The organism is Mycobacteriales bacterium, assembly GCA_035504215.1.
Classification (GTDB): domain Bacteria; phylum Actinomycetota; class Actinomycetes; order JAFAQI01; family JAFAQI01; genus DATAUK01.
Map to the genome: position 1 here is coordinate 1 of DATJSI010000088.1, position 14,902 is coordinate 14,902.

The following is a 14,902-nucleotide window of genomic DNA, read 5'->3' on the forward strand; positions in this document are numbered from 1 at the left end:
AGCACACAGCTACGGCGGATCATCACCGCCCGGGACCGGACCTGCCGGTTCCCCGGCTGCTCCCGCCCCGCCCGGCACTGCGACATCGACCACGACCAGGAATGGACCGACCACGGGATCACCGCGACCTGCAACCTGCGCAGCCTGTGCCGCATGCACCACCAGATGAAAACCAAGAAACACTGGACCTCACACACCCAGCCCGACCAGACCACGATCTGGACCAGCCCCCTCGGCTACACCACGCGACAGCCACCCGCCAGCTACCCCACCCCCACCGACCCACCCACCGAAACCGCCGCGTGAATACCGTTCGGCCCGGTGAGCCTCAGCCCTTGGCTTGTCGGCCCCGTCGCGCATCGCGTTCGGCGCGGCTGCTCCCGATGCAGAACTCGTTGCCCTCGGGGTCGGCGAAGACCACCCAACCCGGGCCGTCGGGTCGACGGTGGTCGGCGACTACCTCGGCACCGAGGTACACCGCGCGTTCGACCTGCGTGTCCCGGACACTGAGCGTTGGCCACAGGTCGAGATGCATGCGGTTCTTCACCGTCTTCGACTCCGGTACCCGCATGAACAGCAAGCCCGGCTGGCCCGAACGTTCGAGCACGAGGACCGAGTCGTCGCCGGCCGAGTCTCCGGGGCGGATCGGCCGATCCAGCAGCTGCGACCAGAACGTCGCAAGGGTGAAGGGATCAAGGGCGTCGAAGGTGATCTCATGGATCTCGACCGGAGCAGGCTCGGTCTCGTGCATCACGGCCTCTCTGCGGCTGCACCCGGTCCTGGTCGGCCCGCTTAGAAGTAGTACAGGACGATCGTCGTTCCCTTGGCCTGCGGGCTCGACGGGCTGTAGCGCAGCACCCGGCCGGGACCGCCGGGCAGCACCTGACGCGGGTCCGGGTTGAAGCCGGCCTGATGGATCGCCTTGACCGCGTCGCTGATCGAGTCGCCGTCCACGTCTGGCACGGGGAACAGCTTCGGCCCGCGCGAGATGACGATCGTGACCGTCGAGCCCTTGACCGCCGACGTGCCGGCAGTCGGGTCCGAGGAGATGATCCAGCCCTTCTGCACGGTCGAGCTGTACGCCTGGGTCGCGTTGATCTGGAAGCCGGCGTCCTTCAATGCGTTGCGGGCGTCCGCCGCGGACATGTTCGTGTCCGGCGGCACCTGAACCATCTGCTGGCCCTTGCTGACGATCAACGTGACGCTCGATCCCGCGTCGACGGTCTTCCCCGACGGCGGGTGGGTCCCGACCACATTGCCCTTCGGCACCGAGCTGAAGTGGTGCTCGATGCCGGAGACCTTGATCTGCAGCGCGTTGAGCGCCGCGGTCGCCTCGGACACCGACTCGCCGCGGACCGAGGGCAACTGGTGCTGGACCGGGCCGGACGAGAGCTGCAGCGACACGGTTCCGCCGTGCTCGATCCGCCCGCTCGGCGACTCGCCGGCGACCAGGCCGGAGGCGATCGTCGCGCTGTGCACCGAAGACAACCACCGGTAGTGCAGACCGGCCGACTTCAGCTTCGCCTCGGCGGCGGACCTGGTCAGCCGCAGGACATTCGGTGCGTGGGTGTACCGGCCGTCCGCGAGCCACCAGCCGAGCACCGCGGCGAGTACGGCGATTACCGCAACGAGCGCGGTCGCGATCAGTCCACGCCGGCGGCGGCGGCGCGGCGCGGTCGCGACCGCGGGACGTTTCGGCGGCCGTCCGGGCGAGGTGGGGCGGCCGGACGGCACCGGCCGGGTGAGGTCGTTGGGCCGCGCACCGTTCGGAGTGAGCACCCGCGTCGTCGAGGTCATCGGCATCGCGGGGACCGCGCCGTGCAGTCCCAGCCGGTCTCGCACATCGAGCAACGAGGCGTGCAGCTCGCCCGCGTCAGCGGGTCGCTGCCGCGGATCCCTCGACGCCGCCCAGGTGACCAGCGCATCGAGCTGCGGCGGGATCCCGGACACCTGGCTGCTCGGTGCGGGGATGTCCTGGTTGGCGTGCTGCTTCAGCAGTGCGTAGGCGCTGTCGGCCTGGAACGGAGGGCGCCCGGTCAGCAGCTCGAAGAACAGAATGCCGGCCGAGTACACGTCCGAACGAGCGTCCGCGTGGCCATGCTCGAACTGCTCGGGCGCGAGGTACGCCGCAGTGCCGAGCAGCACCGAACCGGTGGTCGTGACCGTCGTGCCGGCGACCGCTCGGGCCAGCCCGAAGTCGGCAACCTTCACCCGGCCGTCAACCGTCACGAGGACGTTCTCCGGCTTGACGTCGCGGTGCACGAGCCCCGCCGCGTGCGCGGTGGCGAGCGCCGAGAGCACGTGGTCCATGACCGCGACCGCCTCGGCCGGACTGAGCCGACCCCGGTCCCGCATGACCTGCCGGAGGTTGGACCCCGGGACGAACTCCATGACCAGGTAGGCGCGGCCGTTGTCGGTGCCCTGGTCGTAGACGGCGACGACATCCGGGCTGGACAGGCGGGCCGCGGAGCGTGCCTCGCGTTCGAACCGCGCGAGCGTCTCGGCATCGTCGGACAGGTGGGCGTGCAGGACCTTGACCGCCACGCGCCGATCCAGCCGGGTGTCGGTGGCGAGGTAGACGGACGCCATTCCGCCGTGCGCGATGAACGCCTCGACGGCGTAGCGCCCTTCGAGTAGCCGACCGACCATCGGGTCGCTCAGCGTCGCGTCCATTACCACGAGTCTAGGTGGCGGACCTGAAGCCGGCGGTCAGGCATGACCGGCGCCGAACCGGTGATCTCGGCCCGTTTTCGCGCTCATTGCAGGTAGTGCGCGCGCAGCGACATGACGTCGGCGACGTACTGCTTGGTAGCGGCGAACATTCCGTGCTCGCGGACCGACTGGAGACCTTGGTAGTACCCCGCCACGGCCTGCGAGGTCGAGCTCGCCTCATGGGTGAGCAGCGAGAGCATCGCGACGCCGGCGGTGACGTTGTCCTGCGCGTCCCCCAAGTCGAGCCGGCGGTGCAGGACGTCGTCGGACAGGAAGACGCCGGTGGCGGGCATGACCTGCATGGCGCCGATCGCCCCCACCGGGGAGATCTCCCGCATGTTCCACCCCGACTCCTGCCATGAGATCGCGAGCGCCAGGGCGGGGTCCAGCCGCCACTTCGCCGCCGTGGCGCGGATCATCTCGGCGATCTGGTCCTGGGAAGGCTCCGGGCGGGTGGCAAGCGACCCGAGCCGCGAGCGGTGCGTAGCGACCCGCTGCGGGATCGCCAGCCGGGCGCCGAGCACCACGACGGTCGAGGACCCCAGATGGTTGCGGCGCGCGATCGCTGCCGGGCTGACGTGGTAGCGGGCCGCGAGCCCGTCGAGGGTGTCGCCGGCAACGACGGTGTGGAACACGACGTGCGTCTTCGCGTGAGCCGGCCCCGAGCCCGGCACCTTGAGCTCCTGTCCGGCGTAGATGAGGTCGCCGTCGCCGGGCAGGTGGTTCAGCGCGACCAGCCGCGCGACCGTGGTGTGGTAGCGCAGCGCGATCGCGGACAGGGTGTCGCCGGGGTGCACGCGGATCAGCGCGACCGCGGACGCGGAGCCGGTGATGACCGCGGCGAGCGCGATCGGGACAGCGAGCGCGCGGACGGGCCGGCCGAAGAGCGCCATGACCGGTCACGGTAGTCGTCCTGTGACGGGTGTGACAAGTGTTACGGATGTGACGAAGTGGCGTGTCTGGCAGGATCGGCCGTATGGCCGGCTCCGATCCGTGGACGATGCTCGCGCTCCCGCCGCTGGAGCGTCAGGGGATCGAGGCGCTGTTCGCGGGCCTGCCGCTGGACATCGTTGTGCCCCGCGAGCGCACACCGGCCGGCGTACTCGAGGTCTGCGAGTCCGCCGAGGTCGTCTTCGGCGACTGGAACGGCGCCCTGCGAGTGACGGCGGAGGTGGTCGAGCACGCGCCACGGCTGGCGTTCGTCCAGCAGCCGAGCTCGGGCGTCGACTGCATCGACGTACCCGCATGTACGGCGGCCGGCATCCCGGTCGCGAACTCCGGCAGCGCGAATGCCGTGAGCGTCGCTGAGTGGTGTCTCGGTGCCGCGCTCGCCGCGATGCGCTCGTTGGCGTGGGGGGACAGCGAGGTGCGTGCCGGGCGCTGGCCGCAGTTCGAGATCCCGGCCCGCGGCGGTGGTGAGCTGTTCGGCCGCCGGGTCGGCATCGTCGGCATGGGCCTGATCGGCCGCGAGTGCGCCACCAGGTTCGCAGCCCTCGGTTGCGACGTCGCGCACTGGAGCCGCACGAAACGGGAGCCCGCCGCGGCCGGCGGCGCCCCGTGGATGGAGCTTGACGAGCTGCTGCGCCGCTCGGACGTCTTGGTCATCGTGGTCGCGCTGACCGAGCAGACCAGGGGCATGTTCGGTGCGGCACAGCTCGCGCTGCTGCCGCCGGGCGCGTTCGTCGTCAACGCGGCGCGTGGCGGTCTGCTGAGTGAGGACGCGCTGCTCGCCGCTGTTCGCAGCGGCGCGCTCGCCGGCGCCGCTCTGGACGTCTACGCGACCGAGCCGCTCGCCGACGGCTCGCCGCTGCGCGAGGAGGACCGGATCCTGCTCTCACCGCATGCGGCGGCCGCGACCCGTGAGGCGATGGGGCGGCTGATCAGCTCGGTGGTCGACAACGTGCGGCGTGCGACCGCTGGTGAGGCGCCGCTCGAGGTGGTCAACGGCCTGCCAGGTCCGATCAAGCGCCGGCTCGGCTGACCTCTACGTCGCCGTCGACGATCCGGGTCGCGAACCGCGGCACCGGCGCGGTCGCCGGGCCGTGCACGACTGCGCCATCCGAGAGCCGGAACGTCGAGCCGTGCCAGGGACACACCACGCAGCCCTGCCCGTCCTTGGCGGCGAAGCTGCCCTCCGACAGCATGCCGGCGAGATGCGGGCAGGTATCGGCCAGCACGTCGACATGTCGCCCTCTGCGCACAGCGACCAGCGCGATGCCTTCCACCGCGCGCTGGACCAGGGCGCCGTCGGGAAGGTCCTCGAGGTGCCCGATCGAGTGCCAGCCGTCGGGGAAGACGTGCGGGATCGCCTCGGAGTGGTTCACTCCCGCTGCTTGCCGGAAGGCTAGGTGCCCACCCAGATAGCCCGTGACCGACACCAGCGCGAGGCCGGCGTACGACCAGACCTTGCCACGCGCGTGCCGCCCGCGCGCCCGGGCAGCGAGCGACGCCGCGTAGCAGCTGAATGCGATGGCGCCGGTGGCCGCGTGCACGAGCCCGACCCGTTGCTGCTGCTCGTGCAGCTCGGCCCAGTCCGCCCAGCCGGCGAGGATGGTCGGGACATAGGCGGCGCAGCCGGTCGCGATCATTGCGGATGCCGCGCCACCCGAGCCCGGGATGGCGTCGAGCACACCGGCCGAGGTCCACGCACCGATCGGTACGTCGGTCAGCACCGGGTGCAGGGGATGGCCGAGCCAGACCCCGTGCAGCGCGTCGCGAACCGACTGGCGGCGCAGCGCCGAACGGACCACCGTGCGGACCGCGGCGACCACGGGGTCGAGAGTGCCGGCGTTCTCGAGTCGGTCAACCGCATCGGTGACCCCGCTGGCGTTCACGGGCATCGTTCGCCTCCCTCGGCACAGGGGAAGCCAACCCCTACTGTCGACCAAACGCGGCCGATCCGCCAGAGGTTCAGGGCCGCGACATTGTTCCTTCCACCGGCGAGGAGGCCTGGGCATGCCGGCGCGGGGGGATCCGGCCGGCGCGGGCGGCGAGCCGTCCGGCCTCGACCCCGCGAGCGATGGCGGAGGCCATCAGCACCGGTTCCTGCGCCCGCGTGATTGCCGACGCGACGAGTACGCCGTCGCAGCCGAGCTCCATGGCAAGCGCGGCGTCGCTCGCCGTACCGATGCCGGCGTCGAGGATCACCGGGACGGAGGCGTCCGCAACGATCATCTCGATGTTGTGCGGGTTGCGGATGCCCAGCCCGGACCCGATCGGGGCGCCGAGCGGCATGACCGCAGCGCAGCCCGCGGCTTCGAGCCGCGCCGCCAGGACCGGGTCGTCGTTCGTGTAGGGAAGGACCACGAACCCGTCGTTGACCAGCTGCTCGGCGGCGGTCAGCAGCTCGACCGGGTCGGGCAGCAGCGCATGCTCGTCGGAGATCACCTCGAGCTTGACCCAGTGCGTCTCGAGTGCCTCCCTGGCAAGTCTCGCGGTCAGCAGGGCCTCCGCCGCCGTAGCGCAGCCGGCCGTGTTGGGGAGCACGCGGATGCCGAGCCGGCGGACGACATCGAGGATCGAGCCGCGCGCGGCAGGGTCGATCCGCCGCATCGCGACAGTGGTGAGCTCGGTGCCGCTGGCGACGAGCGCGGCTTCGAGCGCCTCGAGACTGGTGGCGCCGCCGGTGCCCATCAGCAGCCGCGAGGACAGCTCGGTGCCGGCGATGACGAACGGGTCATCCATCGCGATCACCCGCCCTGCACTGCGGTCAGGACCTCGACCCGGTCCCCGGGCTCGACGACGTACGCCGGCCAGTCGCTGCGCGGCACGACGGATTCGTTGACCGCCACCGCGCAACCCTCCGGACTCACCGTGAGCGAACCGACGATGTCGCTCACCGTCGTCCCCGGCGGCAGCTCGCGGCCGGCGCCGTTCACGGTCACCGCGCTCATGCCGGTGTCGCGATCTCGTGGAAGCGGCTGGGCTCGACCACCCGCAGCAGTTCGTTGTCGGTCTCGGTCGCGGTGTCGGTCACGAGCGCGGCGACGAGGTCCGCGGTGAGCGGCGCCATGAGGATGCCGTTGCGGTAGTGCCCGGTTGCGACCACCAGCCCATCGATCTCGGTACGTCCGATCACCGGCGCGTTGTCCGGTGAGCCCGGTCGCAAGCCGACGCTGATCTCCGCCAGCTCGAGCTCGTCGACCGCGGGGATGATTGCTCGGGCGTCGCGAAGGATCTCGCGGATCGCGCCGGCACGAACCGTGGTGTCGAAACCGACCTCTTCGACGGTCGCACCGACCACGAGTTCACCGTCGGCGCGCGGGACGAAGTAGGCCTCCTGGCCGTTCACCAGGCCACGAATGCTGCCCGACGGCAGCACCGCCGGGTCGTCCGCACGCATGCGCAGGATCTGACCCTTGACCGGTCGAACCGGGGGCTGCGCGGAAGGCGGCAGCCCGGCGATCGTCCCTGACCACGGTCCGGCGGCGAGCACTACGGCGGGCGCAGCGATCCGGCGGTCGTCATCGAGCCCGACGCCGCTCACCGCGCCGCCGGTCGTCTCGACCTCTGCCACTCGCTGCCCGACCAGCTCGACGCCGACCCCCTCGAGTACGCCGAGCAAGGCCGCGCAGACCCGGCGGTTGTCGACCGAGTAGTCGCTCTCGACGACCAGGCCGCAACGAACGGCGGGGCTGAGCATGGGTTCGCGCGTCCGGCACTCGGCGGACGTGAGCATGGTCGCGGACAGGCCGAGCCTGGTCTGGAAGGCGTGCAGCTCGCCGAGCATCTCGCGATCGCCGGCATCGGTCGCGACGATCATCGTGCCGTCCTTGCGCAGCCCGACCACCTGTCGGCTGTCCGCCTCCAGCTCGGCGACGAACTGCGGATAGCCCTCGAGTGCGGCCTTGCCGAACTCGAGGACGGCGAGCTCGCCGTACGTCACCTCGCTGATCGGCGCGAGCATCCCGGCGGCGGCGCGGGACGAGGCCGCGGCCGGCGCCGGGTCGATGACACAGACCCGCAGACCGCGCTGTGCGAGCCGCCACGCGCAGGTCAGCCCGATGACACCTCCGCCGACCACCGCGACATCGGTCGACACTTGCCGGTCGATCATCGGTTGGCCTCCAGCTCCCTTCGCCGGCATGACCCGGATCAGGTTCAACGGTCGGTGGCCGCGCCACCCTCTCAGCCCTCGCGGACTCCCGTGCGCTGTCCAGAGTACGCCCGGGGCGAATTACGCTGCAGGCGTGGACCTCGAGGATCTCGCCTCCGGGTGGCTCACCCTTCCTGACCTTGCCGAAGCACTGGACGAGCCGTTGTCCAAGGTGCGCGACTGGATCCGCGAGCGACGGCTCGTGGCGATCGAGCGCGGCGTGCCGCCGGTCAAGTGCGTGCCGGTGGAGTTCGTGCACGAGGGCGTGCTGCTCAAAGGACTGATGGGCGCGCTGACGGTGCTTGCCGATGCCGGGTACTCACCCGAGGAGGCCATGCGATGGATGCTGACCGACGAGCCGTCGCTTCCCGGCCGCCCGGTCGATGTCATGGCCGCGGGCATGCACCACGCAGTGAAGCGTCGCGCGATGACGTTGGCGTTCTGACCGGCCGATGACCGGAGCGCAACGGCGTGCGCGGCTCGCGGACGCGCGCCTGTACCTGTGCACCGATGCGCGCAGCCGGCAAGGCGACCTGCCCGAGTTCCTCGACGCCGTGCTCGGCGGCGGGGTCGACATCGTGCAGCTACGCGAGAAGGGGATGGAGGCGCGCCAGGAGATCGAGGCCGCCGAGGTCTTCGCGGCGGCGGCGCGCCGGCACGGCGCACTGTTCAGCGTCAACGACCGCGCCGACATTGCGTACGCCGTACAACCCGATGTGCTGCATCTCGGTCAGGACGACCTGCCGGTCGGCATCGCCCGTGACCTCCTGGGCGACGACATCGTGATCGGGCGTTCCACCCACGCCGTTGCCGAAGTGGACGAGGCACGGGCGCAGGCCGGCGTCGACTACTTCTGCGTCGGACCGACTTGGCCCACGCCGACGAAGCCCGGCCGGCCGGCGCCCGGTCTGCCACTGACCGAGCACGCGGCATCGTCGGTAACGGATCGTCCGTGGTTCGCCATCGGCGGGATCGACGAGGGCAACCTGGACCAGGTACTGGCGGCGGGTGCGACCCGCATCGTGGTGGTCCGGGCGATCACCGACGCCGACGACCCGGGCGCGGCGGCGGCATCGCTCGCCGCTCGGTTGCGGCGCTGATGCGCTACCTCGCGGTCATGGCCGGGTGCGTGGTCGTGACCTTGCCGCTCGAGGTCGTCATCGGCGCACGGGTCTACCGCCGCTGGCGTCGGCTGGTCGCCACCTTGATGCCGGTGCTTGCCGTCTTCGTCACCTGGGACGTGCTCGCCATTCACGCGCATGACTGGTCCTACCGGCATCTGACCGGCGCGCACATCGGCGATCTCCCGGTGGAGGAGCTGGTGTTCTTCCTCGTGATCCCGACGTGCGCGGTCCTGACGATGGAAGCGGTTCGCCGGCTGCGTCCGTCGTGGCGGACGGGCGACGAGCCGTGACCTACACGGCGGCCGCGGTGCTGGGCGTCGTCTTCGCGATGACCCTCGACCTCGGCGTCCTGCGCACGAACCTGTTGCGGCGCAAGCTGTTCTGGGCGTCGTACGCCGTGATCTTCTGCTTCCAGCTTCTGGTCAACGGCATCCTCACCGGCCAGCGCCTGGTGGTCTACTCGTCGTCCGAGATCATTGGCTGGCGCTTCGTCTACGCGCCGGTGGAGGACCTGCTGTTCGGCTTCTCGCTCGTGCTGCAGACCTTGGCGTGGTGGACATGGTGGGGGCGCCGAGGCGTGTCCTAGCGCCGGCGGTCCCGCCGAGCGCGGACCAGACCGGGCACGACGACGGCAGCCCGTCGTGCGAGCCCGACGCTGACCCGTCGGTCGAGCACGCGGTAGTCAGCGGCCTCGACCGCGTCGAGAATCCCGCCGTACAGGATCCGGGCGCGCAGGACGCACTCTCGGCTCTGTGGGGAGAGCAGCCTGATGCCCGGCTCCGCCGATCGCAACAGCTCCCGGGCACGGGCGATCTGAAAGGCGAGCAGCCGCCGGAATCCCGCCGACACCACGCCGCGCGCGAGGTCGTCGCGCGTCACACCGAACGCCGCCAGCTCGTCCTTCGGCAGGTACACCCGATCCCGGCGGATGTCCTCGCCGACGTCGCGGATGAAGTTGGTCAGCTGGAACGCAACTCCCAGATCTCGCGCGTACGGCGCGGCGGCGGCCGACATTCCGGGAACGGTGCCGAGCACGCGCAGCATCTGCAGGCCGATCACCGCCGCGGAGCCGTAGGTGTAGTCCTGCAGGTCGTCCCAGCTCGGGTACTCGCTCTGCACGAGGTCCATCCGCATCGAGGTCAGGAAGTCCTCGAAGTAACGGACCGGGATCGCGTAGCGGTCGATGGTGTCGAGAACTGCCGGTAAGACCGGCCCGTCGCCGTCGCCGGCGAGGAACCGCGCCGACCATCGCGCCAGCTCGCGTTCCCGCTGCTCGATGCTCGCGGTGGGGTTGAACGCGTCGACGATGTCATCGGCGTGCCGGGCGAAGCCGTAGAGCGCATGCACCGCGGGGCGCTTCGCCGCGGGCAGCAACAAGGTCGAGAGGTAGAACGTGCGGCCGTGCGCGGCGTTGATCCGACGGCAGGCGGCGTACGACGACCGCAGAGCGGGATCGACGATCCCGGCGGCATCGAGCTCGCGGCTTCCGATCGGACTGATCGGACCCACTGGACTCGTCGGACTCATCGGGCTGCGGCGCCGACGATGCGCTCGGCCGCGAGCCGCCCCGAGACGAGAACCATCGGCACCCCTATTCCCGGTTGCGTTCCTGACCCCACGAACACCACATTGTCGAACGCGAGGTTGCCCGGGCGGAACGGGCCGGTCTGGGCGAACGTGTGCGCGGCCCCGAACGGCGTACCCCGCTCATAGCCCAGCCGCGCCCAGTCGGCCGGCGTGATCATCGACTCGACCTCTATCGAGTCCGCGAACCCGGCGTAGCCGAGTCGCTCCAGCCTGGCGACGGTTTCGTCCCGGAAGCGGCCGCCGATGCGGTCCCAGTCGAGCCGCCCGTCCAGGTTCGGCGTCGGGACGAGGACGTAGCGCACCGAACGCTCCGGCGGCGCGAGCGAGGGATCCGTCACCGTCGGTGTGCTCAGCAACAGGGACGGTTCGGTCGGGAGGGAGTGGTCGCGAGTGAGCTCCCTGAACGTGGCTCGCCAGGGCGCCCCGAAGTGGATCGTGTGGTGCACCTGCCGGCCGTGCGGCAGCGTCGAGCCGGCGAGCAGCACCACGCATGAGGGTGAGTAACGCATCGCCGGCCACCGCCGTGGCTCCGCGGTCAGGCCGAGCAGGTCCCTGCGCGCGACCGGGAGGTCCGCGTTCAGCACCACGACATCGGCCGCGATGCGGTCTCCGTCGGCGGTGTGCACGGCAACCGCGCGCGAGCCCGACCGCTCGACGCGTGAGACCTCGACGCCGTAGCGGATGTCGACACCGTGCTTCGTTGCCGCTGCCGCAAGGGCGCTCGGAACGGCGTGGATGCCACCCACCGGAAACCACACTCCATCGACGCAGTCGAGATAGGAGATGACGGCGTACAGCGCCCTGGCGTCGTACGGCGAAAGACCGGCGTACAGCGCCTGGAAGCTGAAGATCCGGCGGAGCCGGTCGTCGTCGAAGAAGGTCGCGACCTTGCCGGCCAGGGAGCGGAAGCCGCCGAGCACTGCGAGCGTGGCCAGATCGACGCCGACAATGTCGCGAACGCCGTCGTAGTTGCGGTCGATGAAGCGGTCCCACTCGAGGTGGTAGAGCCGGCTGGCGAAGCCCACGAACCGGCGGTAGCCGTCGGCGTCGCGCGGACCGGCGACCTGCGCTACCTGCTCTGCCATCGCGTCGACGTCGGCGAGGACATCGAGCTGCGTGCCGTCGGCGAAGACCGCGCGGTACGCCGGGTCGAGCCGGCGAAGTGACAGCCAGTCCTCGAGTGACTCGCCGACGGCCGCGAGTGCATCGCCGATCAGCCGCGGCATGGTGAGCACAGTGGGGCCGGTGTCGAACCGGTAGCCGCCGAGGAAGAGCCGTCCCGCGCGCCCGCCGGGAACCGGCTCGCGTTCCACGATGATGACGTGACGACCGGCGCCGGCCAGCCGCAACGCTGCGGAGAGTCCGCCGAGCCCGGCACCGACCACGACCACACGGTCGGTCCGCCCGACCACGGTTCGCATGCGCTTCGCTCAGCCGTCGCGTCGCGTCGCCGCGCTCGCGAGCTGCACCAGCGCGACTCTGGCCTCGGAGTCGATGTCGGCGGTGGCCAACGCATCGATCGCGGCCGCGAGCCGGGTCGTGATGAGGTGCTCGATCGTCTTGACCGCGCCGGTCGCAGAGACGACGTCGAGCAGGGCGGAGACTCCGTCGTCGTCGAGGTTCGGGTTGCCGAGATCGCGTTCGAGCAGTGCGCGCCCGGTCGGTGATGCCGCCTCGAGGGTCAGTGCGATCAGGACGGTGCGCTTGCCTTCGCGCAGATCGTCACCTGCCGGCTTGCCGGTCACGTCGGGATCCCCGAACGCTCCGAGCAGGTCGTCGCGGAGCTGGAAGGCCTCGCCGAGCGGTACGCCATACGCAGAGAGCGCCTCGATCGTGTCGGGTTGCGCGTCGCCGATCGCGGCGCCGAGATGAAGTGGGCCCTCGACGGTGTAGGTCGCCGCCTTGTAGCGCGCGACGCGAAGCGCGCGCTCCACCGAGCCGCCGCCTCGAGCCTGCTCGACGATGTCGAGATACTGCCCGGCCATCAGCTCGGTTCGCATCCGCTCCGCCACCGGCCTTGCGCGGGCAAGCGCGGTCGGGTCGAGCCCGCTCGCTGCAAACATGGCATCCGACCAGACCAGCAAGAGGTCGCCGAGCAGGATGGCGGTGGCCCGGCCGAACTCCGCAGGATCGCCGCGCCAGTGGTGCTCGGAGTGCAGCTGTGCGAACCGCTCGTGTGCCGAGGAGCTCCCACGGCGAGTGGCACTGCGGTCGATCACGTCGTCGTGCACCAACGCGCACGCGTGGAGAAGCTCCAGGCTCGCGGCCGCGCGCACGAGCGCGTCGTCGTCCGCACGCCCGGCTGCTCGCGCGCCCCAGTAGCAGAATGCCGGCCGCAGGCGCTTGCCGCCACCGAGCACGGTGTCGGCTGCGGCCTCGGCGAGCGGCTCGAGTTCCGCACCAATCGCTTCGATCTCCGCGCGTGCCGGCTCGAGAAAGGCGACCAGCGCGTCCTCGATCCGATCGCGCAGCTCCGCGGCCATGCCGTCGAGCATCTCCCACGTCCGTCGCTGCCCGCGAACCGGTCGGCCATCGTCAATACTGAAGACCATGTCCGCACCGGCGCCCCGCGTGGTCGAGCGCATGACCGCGGCGCGTACGACGATCCGCGAGCTGCTCGCCCGCGGCCACCGGTCCTACTCCTTCGAGTTCTTCCCGCCGAAGACCCCCGAGGGCGAGCGTCACCTCTGGCACGCGCTTCGCCAGCTCGAGCCGTTGCATCCGAACTTCGTTTCGGTGACCTACGGTGCGGGTGGCTCGACCAGGGACCACACCGTGTCGATCACCGAGCGGATCGGGGCAGAGACCACGCTCACACCGCTGGGACATCTCACCGCGGTCGACCATTCGGTGGCCGAGCTTCGCCGGGTGGTCGGGCAGTACGCCGCAGCCGGGATCCGCAACGTGCTCGCGCTGCGCGGTGACCCGCCCGGCGACCCGCAGGGGGAGTGGACCGCGCATCCGGCTGGCCTGACCTACGCCGCCGAGCTGGTGCGTCTGGTCAAGGAGTCTGGTGACTTCTGCGTCGGGGTCGCGGCCTTCCCGGAGAAACACCCGCGGTCGCCGGACCTGGACTCCGACACGGCGTACTTCGTCGAGAAGTGCCGGGCCGGGGCAGATTTCGCCATCACGCAGATGTTCTTCCGCGCCGAGGACTACCTCCGGCTGCGCGACCGGGTTGCCGCGGCGGGCTGCGACACCCCGATCCTGCCGGGAATCATGCCGGTGACGAATGTCTCGCAGATCGAGCGGTTCGCCGTCCTGGTCGGCGCGGCGCTCCCTGCGCAGCTCGCGGACCGGCTTCGCGCGGTGGCCGACGATGCGGACGCGGTCCGTGAGATCGGTGTCGAGGCGGCAACCGAGCTGTGCGAGACGCTGCTGTCCGAAGGGGCGCCCGGGTTGCACTTCATCACCCTGAACCGCTCGACGTCGTCGCGCGAGATCTACCAGCGGCTCGGCCTGGCGGACCGGGGGTGAGGTCGCGATGAAGAACACGCAGGCAGCGACGATCCGCCGGCGCCGGCTCACCCGAACGGTCTCGGTCGTCGGCGTCATCGCGATTGCGGCGGTGCTGTGGGCGACCCTGCCGGCGCACTCGCACGACCGGCACCCGTCGCATCCGGGATCCGGCTCCACACCAACGCCGACCTCCACAGCGAACGTCGAGGCGGCGACGAAGTCACTGCACAGCCTGCTGCTGCACTACGTCGACCAACGTCAAGGTTCGGTCGCGGTCGCGGTCTACGACGGGGTGGCGAAGAAGCTGATCGTCGTTCACCCGCGGGTGCGCGGCCGCACCGCGAGCATCGTCAAGGTCGACATCCTCGAGACGTTGCTGCACAAGACCGACGGTCACCTCACCGAGGACCAGCGTGAGACCGCCACGTCGATGATCGAGAACAGCAACAACGACTCCGCGACCGACCTGTGGAACCAGGACGGCGGTGCGCCAGGAGTGCACGCCTATAACAACGACGTCGGTCTGCAGCAGACGACACCGAACGTCGACTGGGGTCTCACCACCACCTCGGCGTCGGACCAGGTCACGCTGGTCCGCCTTCTGCTGCATCACAACGACCTGCTGACAAACGGCGGACGCAAGTTCCAGCGCACGCTGATGCGGCATGTCGAGGCCGACCAGCGCTGGGGGATCACCGGCGGCGTGCCGAAGACCGCCACCGTCGGGATCAAGAACGGTTGGTTGCCGGTCAGCGAGGACCACAACCTGTGGGCGGTCAACAGCATCGGCTGGGTACACGGCACCGATCGGCATTACGAGATCGCGGTCCTGACCCAGCATCAGCCCTACGAGGACTACGGCATCGACACGATCCAGCACGTCGCGCGGCTCGTGTGGAACCACGTGATGCGGACCACGAGCTAG

At 70.5% G+C, this 14,902-nt stretch carries 18 protein-coding genes and 1 riboswitch; of the genes, 8 read left to right on the forward strand and 10 right to left on the reverse strand.

The genetic code is table 11. From position 1 onward, the window contains the following. The coding region (locus VME70_10860; protein HTW20698.1) for an HNH endonuclease signature motif containing protein at positions 1-306 on the forward strand (306 nt) is incomplete at its 5' end. Positions 307-328: 22 nt separating this feature from the next. Here the strand turns inward: VME70_10860 and VME70_10865 are convergent. The 3 genes from VME70_10865 to VME70_10875 all read right to left on the reverse strand — a co-directional run bounded on the left by VME70_10865 (position 329) and on the right by VME70_10875 (position 3,605). Next, positions 329-751: a VOC family protein gene (locus VME70_10865; GenBank protein HTW20699.1), complete on the reverse strand. Its 423-nt coding sequence runs from the start codon at positions 749-751 to the stop codon at positions 329-331. 41 nt (positions 752-792) lie between these two features. Further along, the gene (gene pknB / locus VME70_10870) at positions 793-2,673 is read right to left on the reverse strand and encodes a Stk1 family PASTA domain-containing Ser/Thr kinase (GenBank protein ID HTW20700.1); all 1,881 of its coding nucleotides are present in this window, start codon (positions 2,671-2,673) and stop codon (positions 793-795) included. 83 nt (positions 2,674-2,756) lie between these two features. Then, on the reverse strand, positions 2,757-3,605 hold the full coding sequence (locus VME70_10875) for a LysM peptidoglycan-binding domain-containing protein (GenBank protein ID HTW20701.1): 849 nt from the start codon (positions 3,603-3,605) through the stop codon (positions 2,757-2,759). An 83-nt stretch (positions 3,606-3,688) separates the two neighbouring features. On the opposite strand from VME70_10875, the gene VME70_10880 reads away from it, so the two are divergent. Further along, positions 3,689-4,693 carry a 2-hydroxyacid dehydrogenase gene (locus VME70_10880; protein ID HTW20702.1) on the forward strand — a complete coding sequence of 335 codons (1,005 nt, stop codon included), beginning with the start codon at positions 3,689-3,691 and terminating at the stop codon, positions 4,691-4,693. On the opposite strand, the gene VME70_10885 is transcribed toward VME70_10880, so the two are convergent. The 4 genes from VME70_10885 to thiO all read right to left on the reverse strand — a co-directional run bounded on the left by VME70_10885 (position 4,674) and on the right by thiO (position 7,768). After that, positions 4,674-5,552 carry a Rieske (2Fe-2S) protein gene (locus tag VME70_10885; GenBank protein HTW20703.1) on the reverse strand — a complete coding sequence of 293 codons (879 nt, stop codon included), beginning with the start codon at positions 5,550-5,552 and terminating at the stop codon, positions 4,674-4,676. The genes VME70_10880 and VME70_10885 overlap by 20 nt on opposite strands. Positions 5,553-5,622: 70 nt before the next feature. Continuing rightward, on the reverse strand, positions 5,623-6,396 hold the full coding sequence (locus VME70_10890; protein HTW20704.1) for a thiazole synthase: 774 nt from the start codon (positions 6,394-6,396) through the stop codon (positions 5,623-5,625). Positions 6,397-6,401: 5 nt separating this feature from the next. After that, positions 6,402-6,605, reverse strand: a complete 204-nt coding sequence (gene thiS / locus VME70_10895) for a sulfur carrier protein ThiS (GenBank protein HTW20705.1) — start codon at positions 6,603-6,605, stop codon at positions 6,402-6,404. Then, complete coding sequence (gene thiO, locus VME70_10900; protein ID HTW20706.1) at positions 6,602-7,768, reverse strand: glycine oxidase ThiO; 1,167 nt, start codon at positions 7,766-7,768, stop codon at positions 6,602-6,604. The genes thiS and thiO overlap by 4 nt, the downstream gene beginning before the upstream one ends. Further along, positions 7,767-7,870, reverse strand: a riboswitch (TPP riboswitch). (Overlaps the previous gene by 2 nt.) A gap of 31 nt (positions 7,871-7,901) precedes the next feature. Between thiO and VME70_10905 the strand changes: the two genes are divergently transcribed. The 4 genes from VME70_10905 to VME70_10920 are packed head-to-tail and all read left to right on the forward strand — an operon-like array spanning position 7,902 to position 9,517. Next, positions 7,902-8,252: an Rv2175c family DNA-binding protein gene (locus tag VME70_10905; protein HTW20707.1), complete on the forward strand. Its 351-nt coding sequence runs from the start codon at positions 7,902-7,904 to the stop codon at positions 8,250-8,252. A gap of 7 nt (positions 8,253-8,259) precedes the next feature. After that, positions 8,260-8,907: a thiamine phosphate synthase gene (gene thiE, locus VME70_10910; GenBank protein ID HTW20708.1), complete on the forward strand. Its 648-nt coding sequence runs from the start codon at positions 8,260-8,262 to the stop codon at positions 8,905-8,907. Then, positions 8,907-9,221 (forward strand): lycopene cyclase domain-containing protein, encoded by a 315-nt coding sequence (locus tag VME70_10915; protein ID HTW20709.1) that lies wholly within the window; start codon positions 8,907-8,909, stop codon positions 9,219-9,221. The genes thiE and VME70_10915 overlap by 1 nt, the downstream gene beginning before the upstream one ends. After that, positions 9,218-9,517 carry a lycopene cyclase domain-containing protein gene (locus tag VME70_10920; protein ID HTW20710.1) on the forward strand — a complete coding sequence of 100 codons (300 nt, stop codon included), beginning with the start codon at positions 9,218-9,220 and terminating at the stop codon, positions 9,515-9,517. Before VME70_10915 ends, VME70_10920 begins: the two co-directional genes overlap by 4 nt. Here VME70_10920 and VME70_10925 read toward each other — a convergent pair. The 3 genes from VME70_10925 to VME70_10935 are packed head-to-tail and all read right to left on the reverse strand — an operon-like array spanning position 9,514 to position 13,070. Continuing rightward, positions 9,514-10,440, reverse strand: a complete 927-nt coding sequence (locus VME70_10925) for a phytoene/squalene synthase family protein (protein ID HTW20711.1) — start codon at positions 10,438-10,440, stop codon at positions 9,514-9,516. The genes VME70_10920 and VME70_10925 overlap by 4 nt on opposite strands. Positions 10,441-10,454: 14 nt before the next feature. Beyond that, entirely contained in the window at positions 10,455-11,939 is a 1,485-nt protein-coding gene (gene crtI, locus VME70_10930; protein ID HTW20712.1) for a phytoene desaturase family protein, read from the reverse strand. A gap of 9 nt (positions 11,940-11,948) precedes the next feature. After that, a complete protein-coding gene (locus tag VME70_10935; GenBank protein ID HTW20713.1) occupies positions 11,949-13,070 on the reverse strand; it encodes a polyprenyl synthetase family protein in 1,122 nt (373 codons plus the stop codon). On the opposite strand from VME70_10935, the gene metF reads away from it, so the two are divergent. Both metF and VME70_10945 read left to right on the forward strand, forming a co-directional pair. Beyond that, complete coding sequence (gene metF / locus VME70_10940; protein HTW20714.1) at positions 13,069-13,995, forward strand: methylenetetrahydrofolate reductase [NAD(P)H]; 927 nt, start codon at positions 13,069-13,071, stop codon at positions 13,993-13,995. The genes VME70_10935 and metF overlap by 2 nt on opposite strands. A gap of 7 nt (positions 13,996-14,002) precedes the next feature. Then, positions 14,003-14,902: a hypothetical protein gene (locus tag VME70_10945; GenBank protein HTW20715.1), complete on the forward strand. Its 900-nt coding sequence runs from the start codon at positions 14,003-14,005 to the stop codon at positions 14,900-14,902.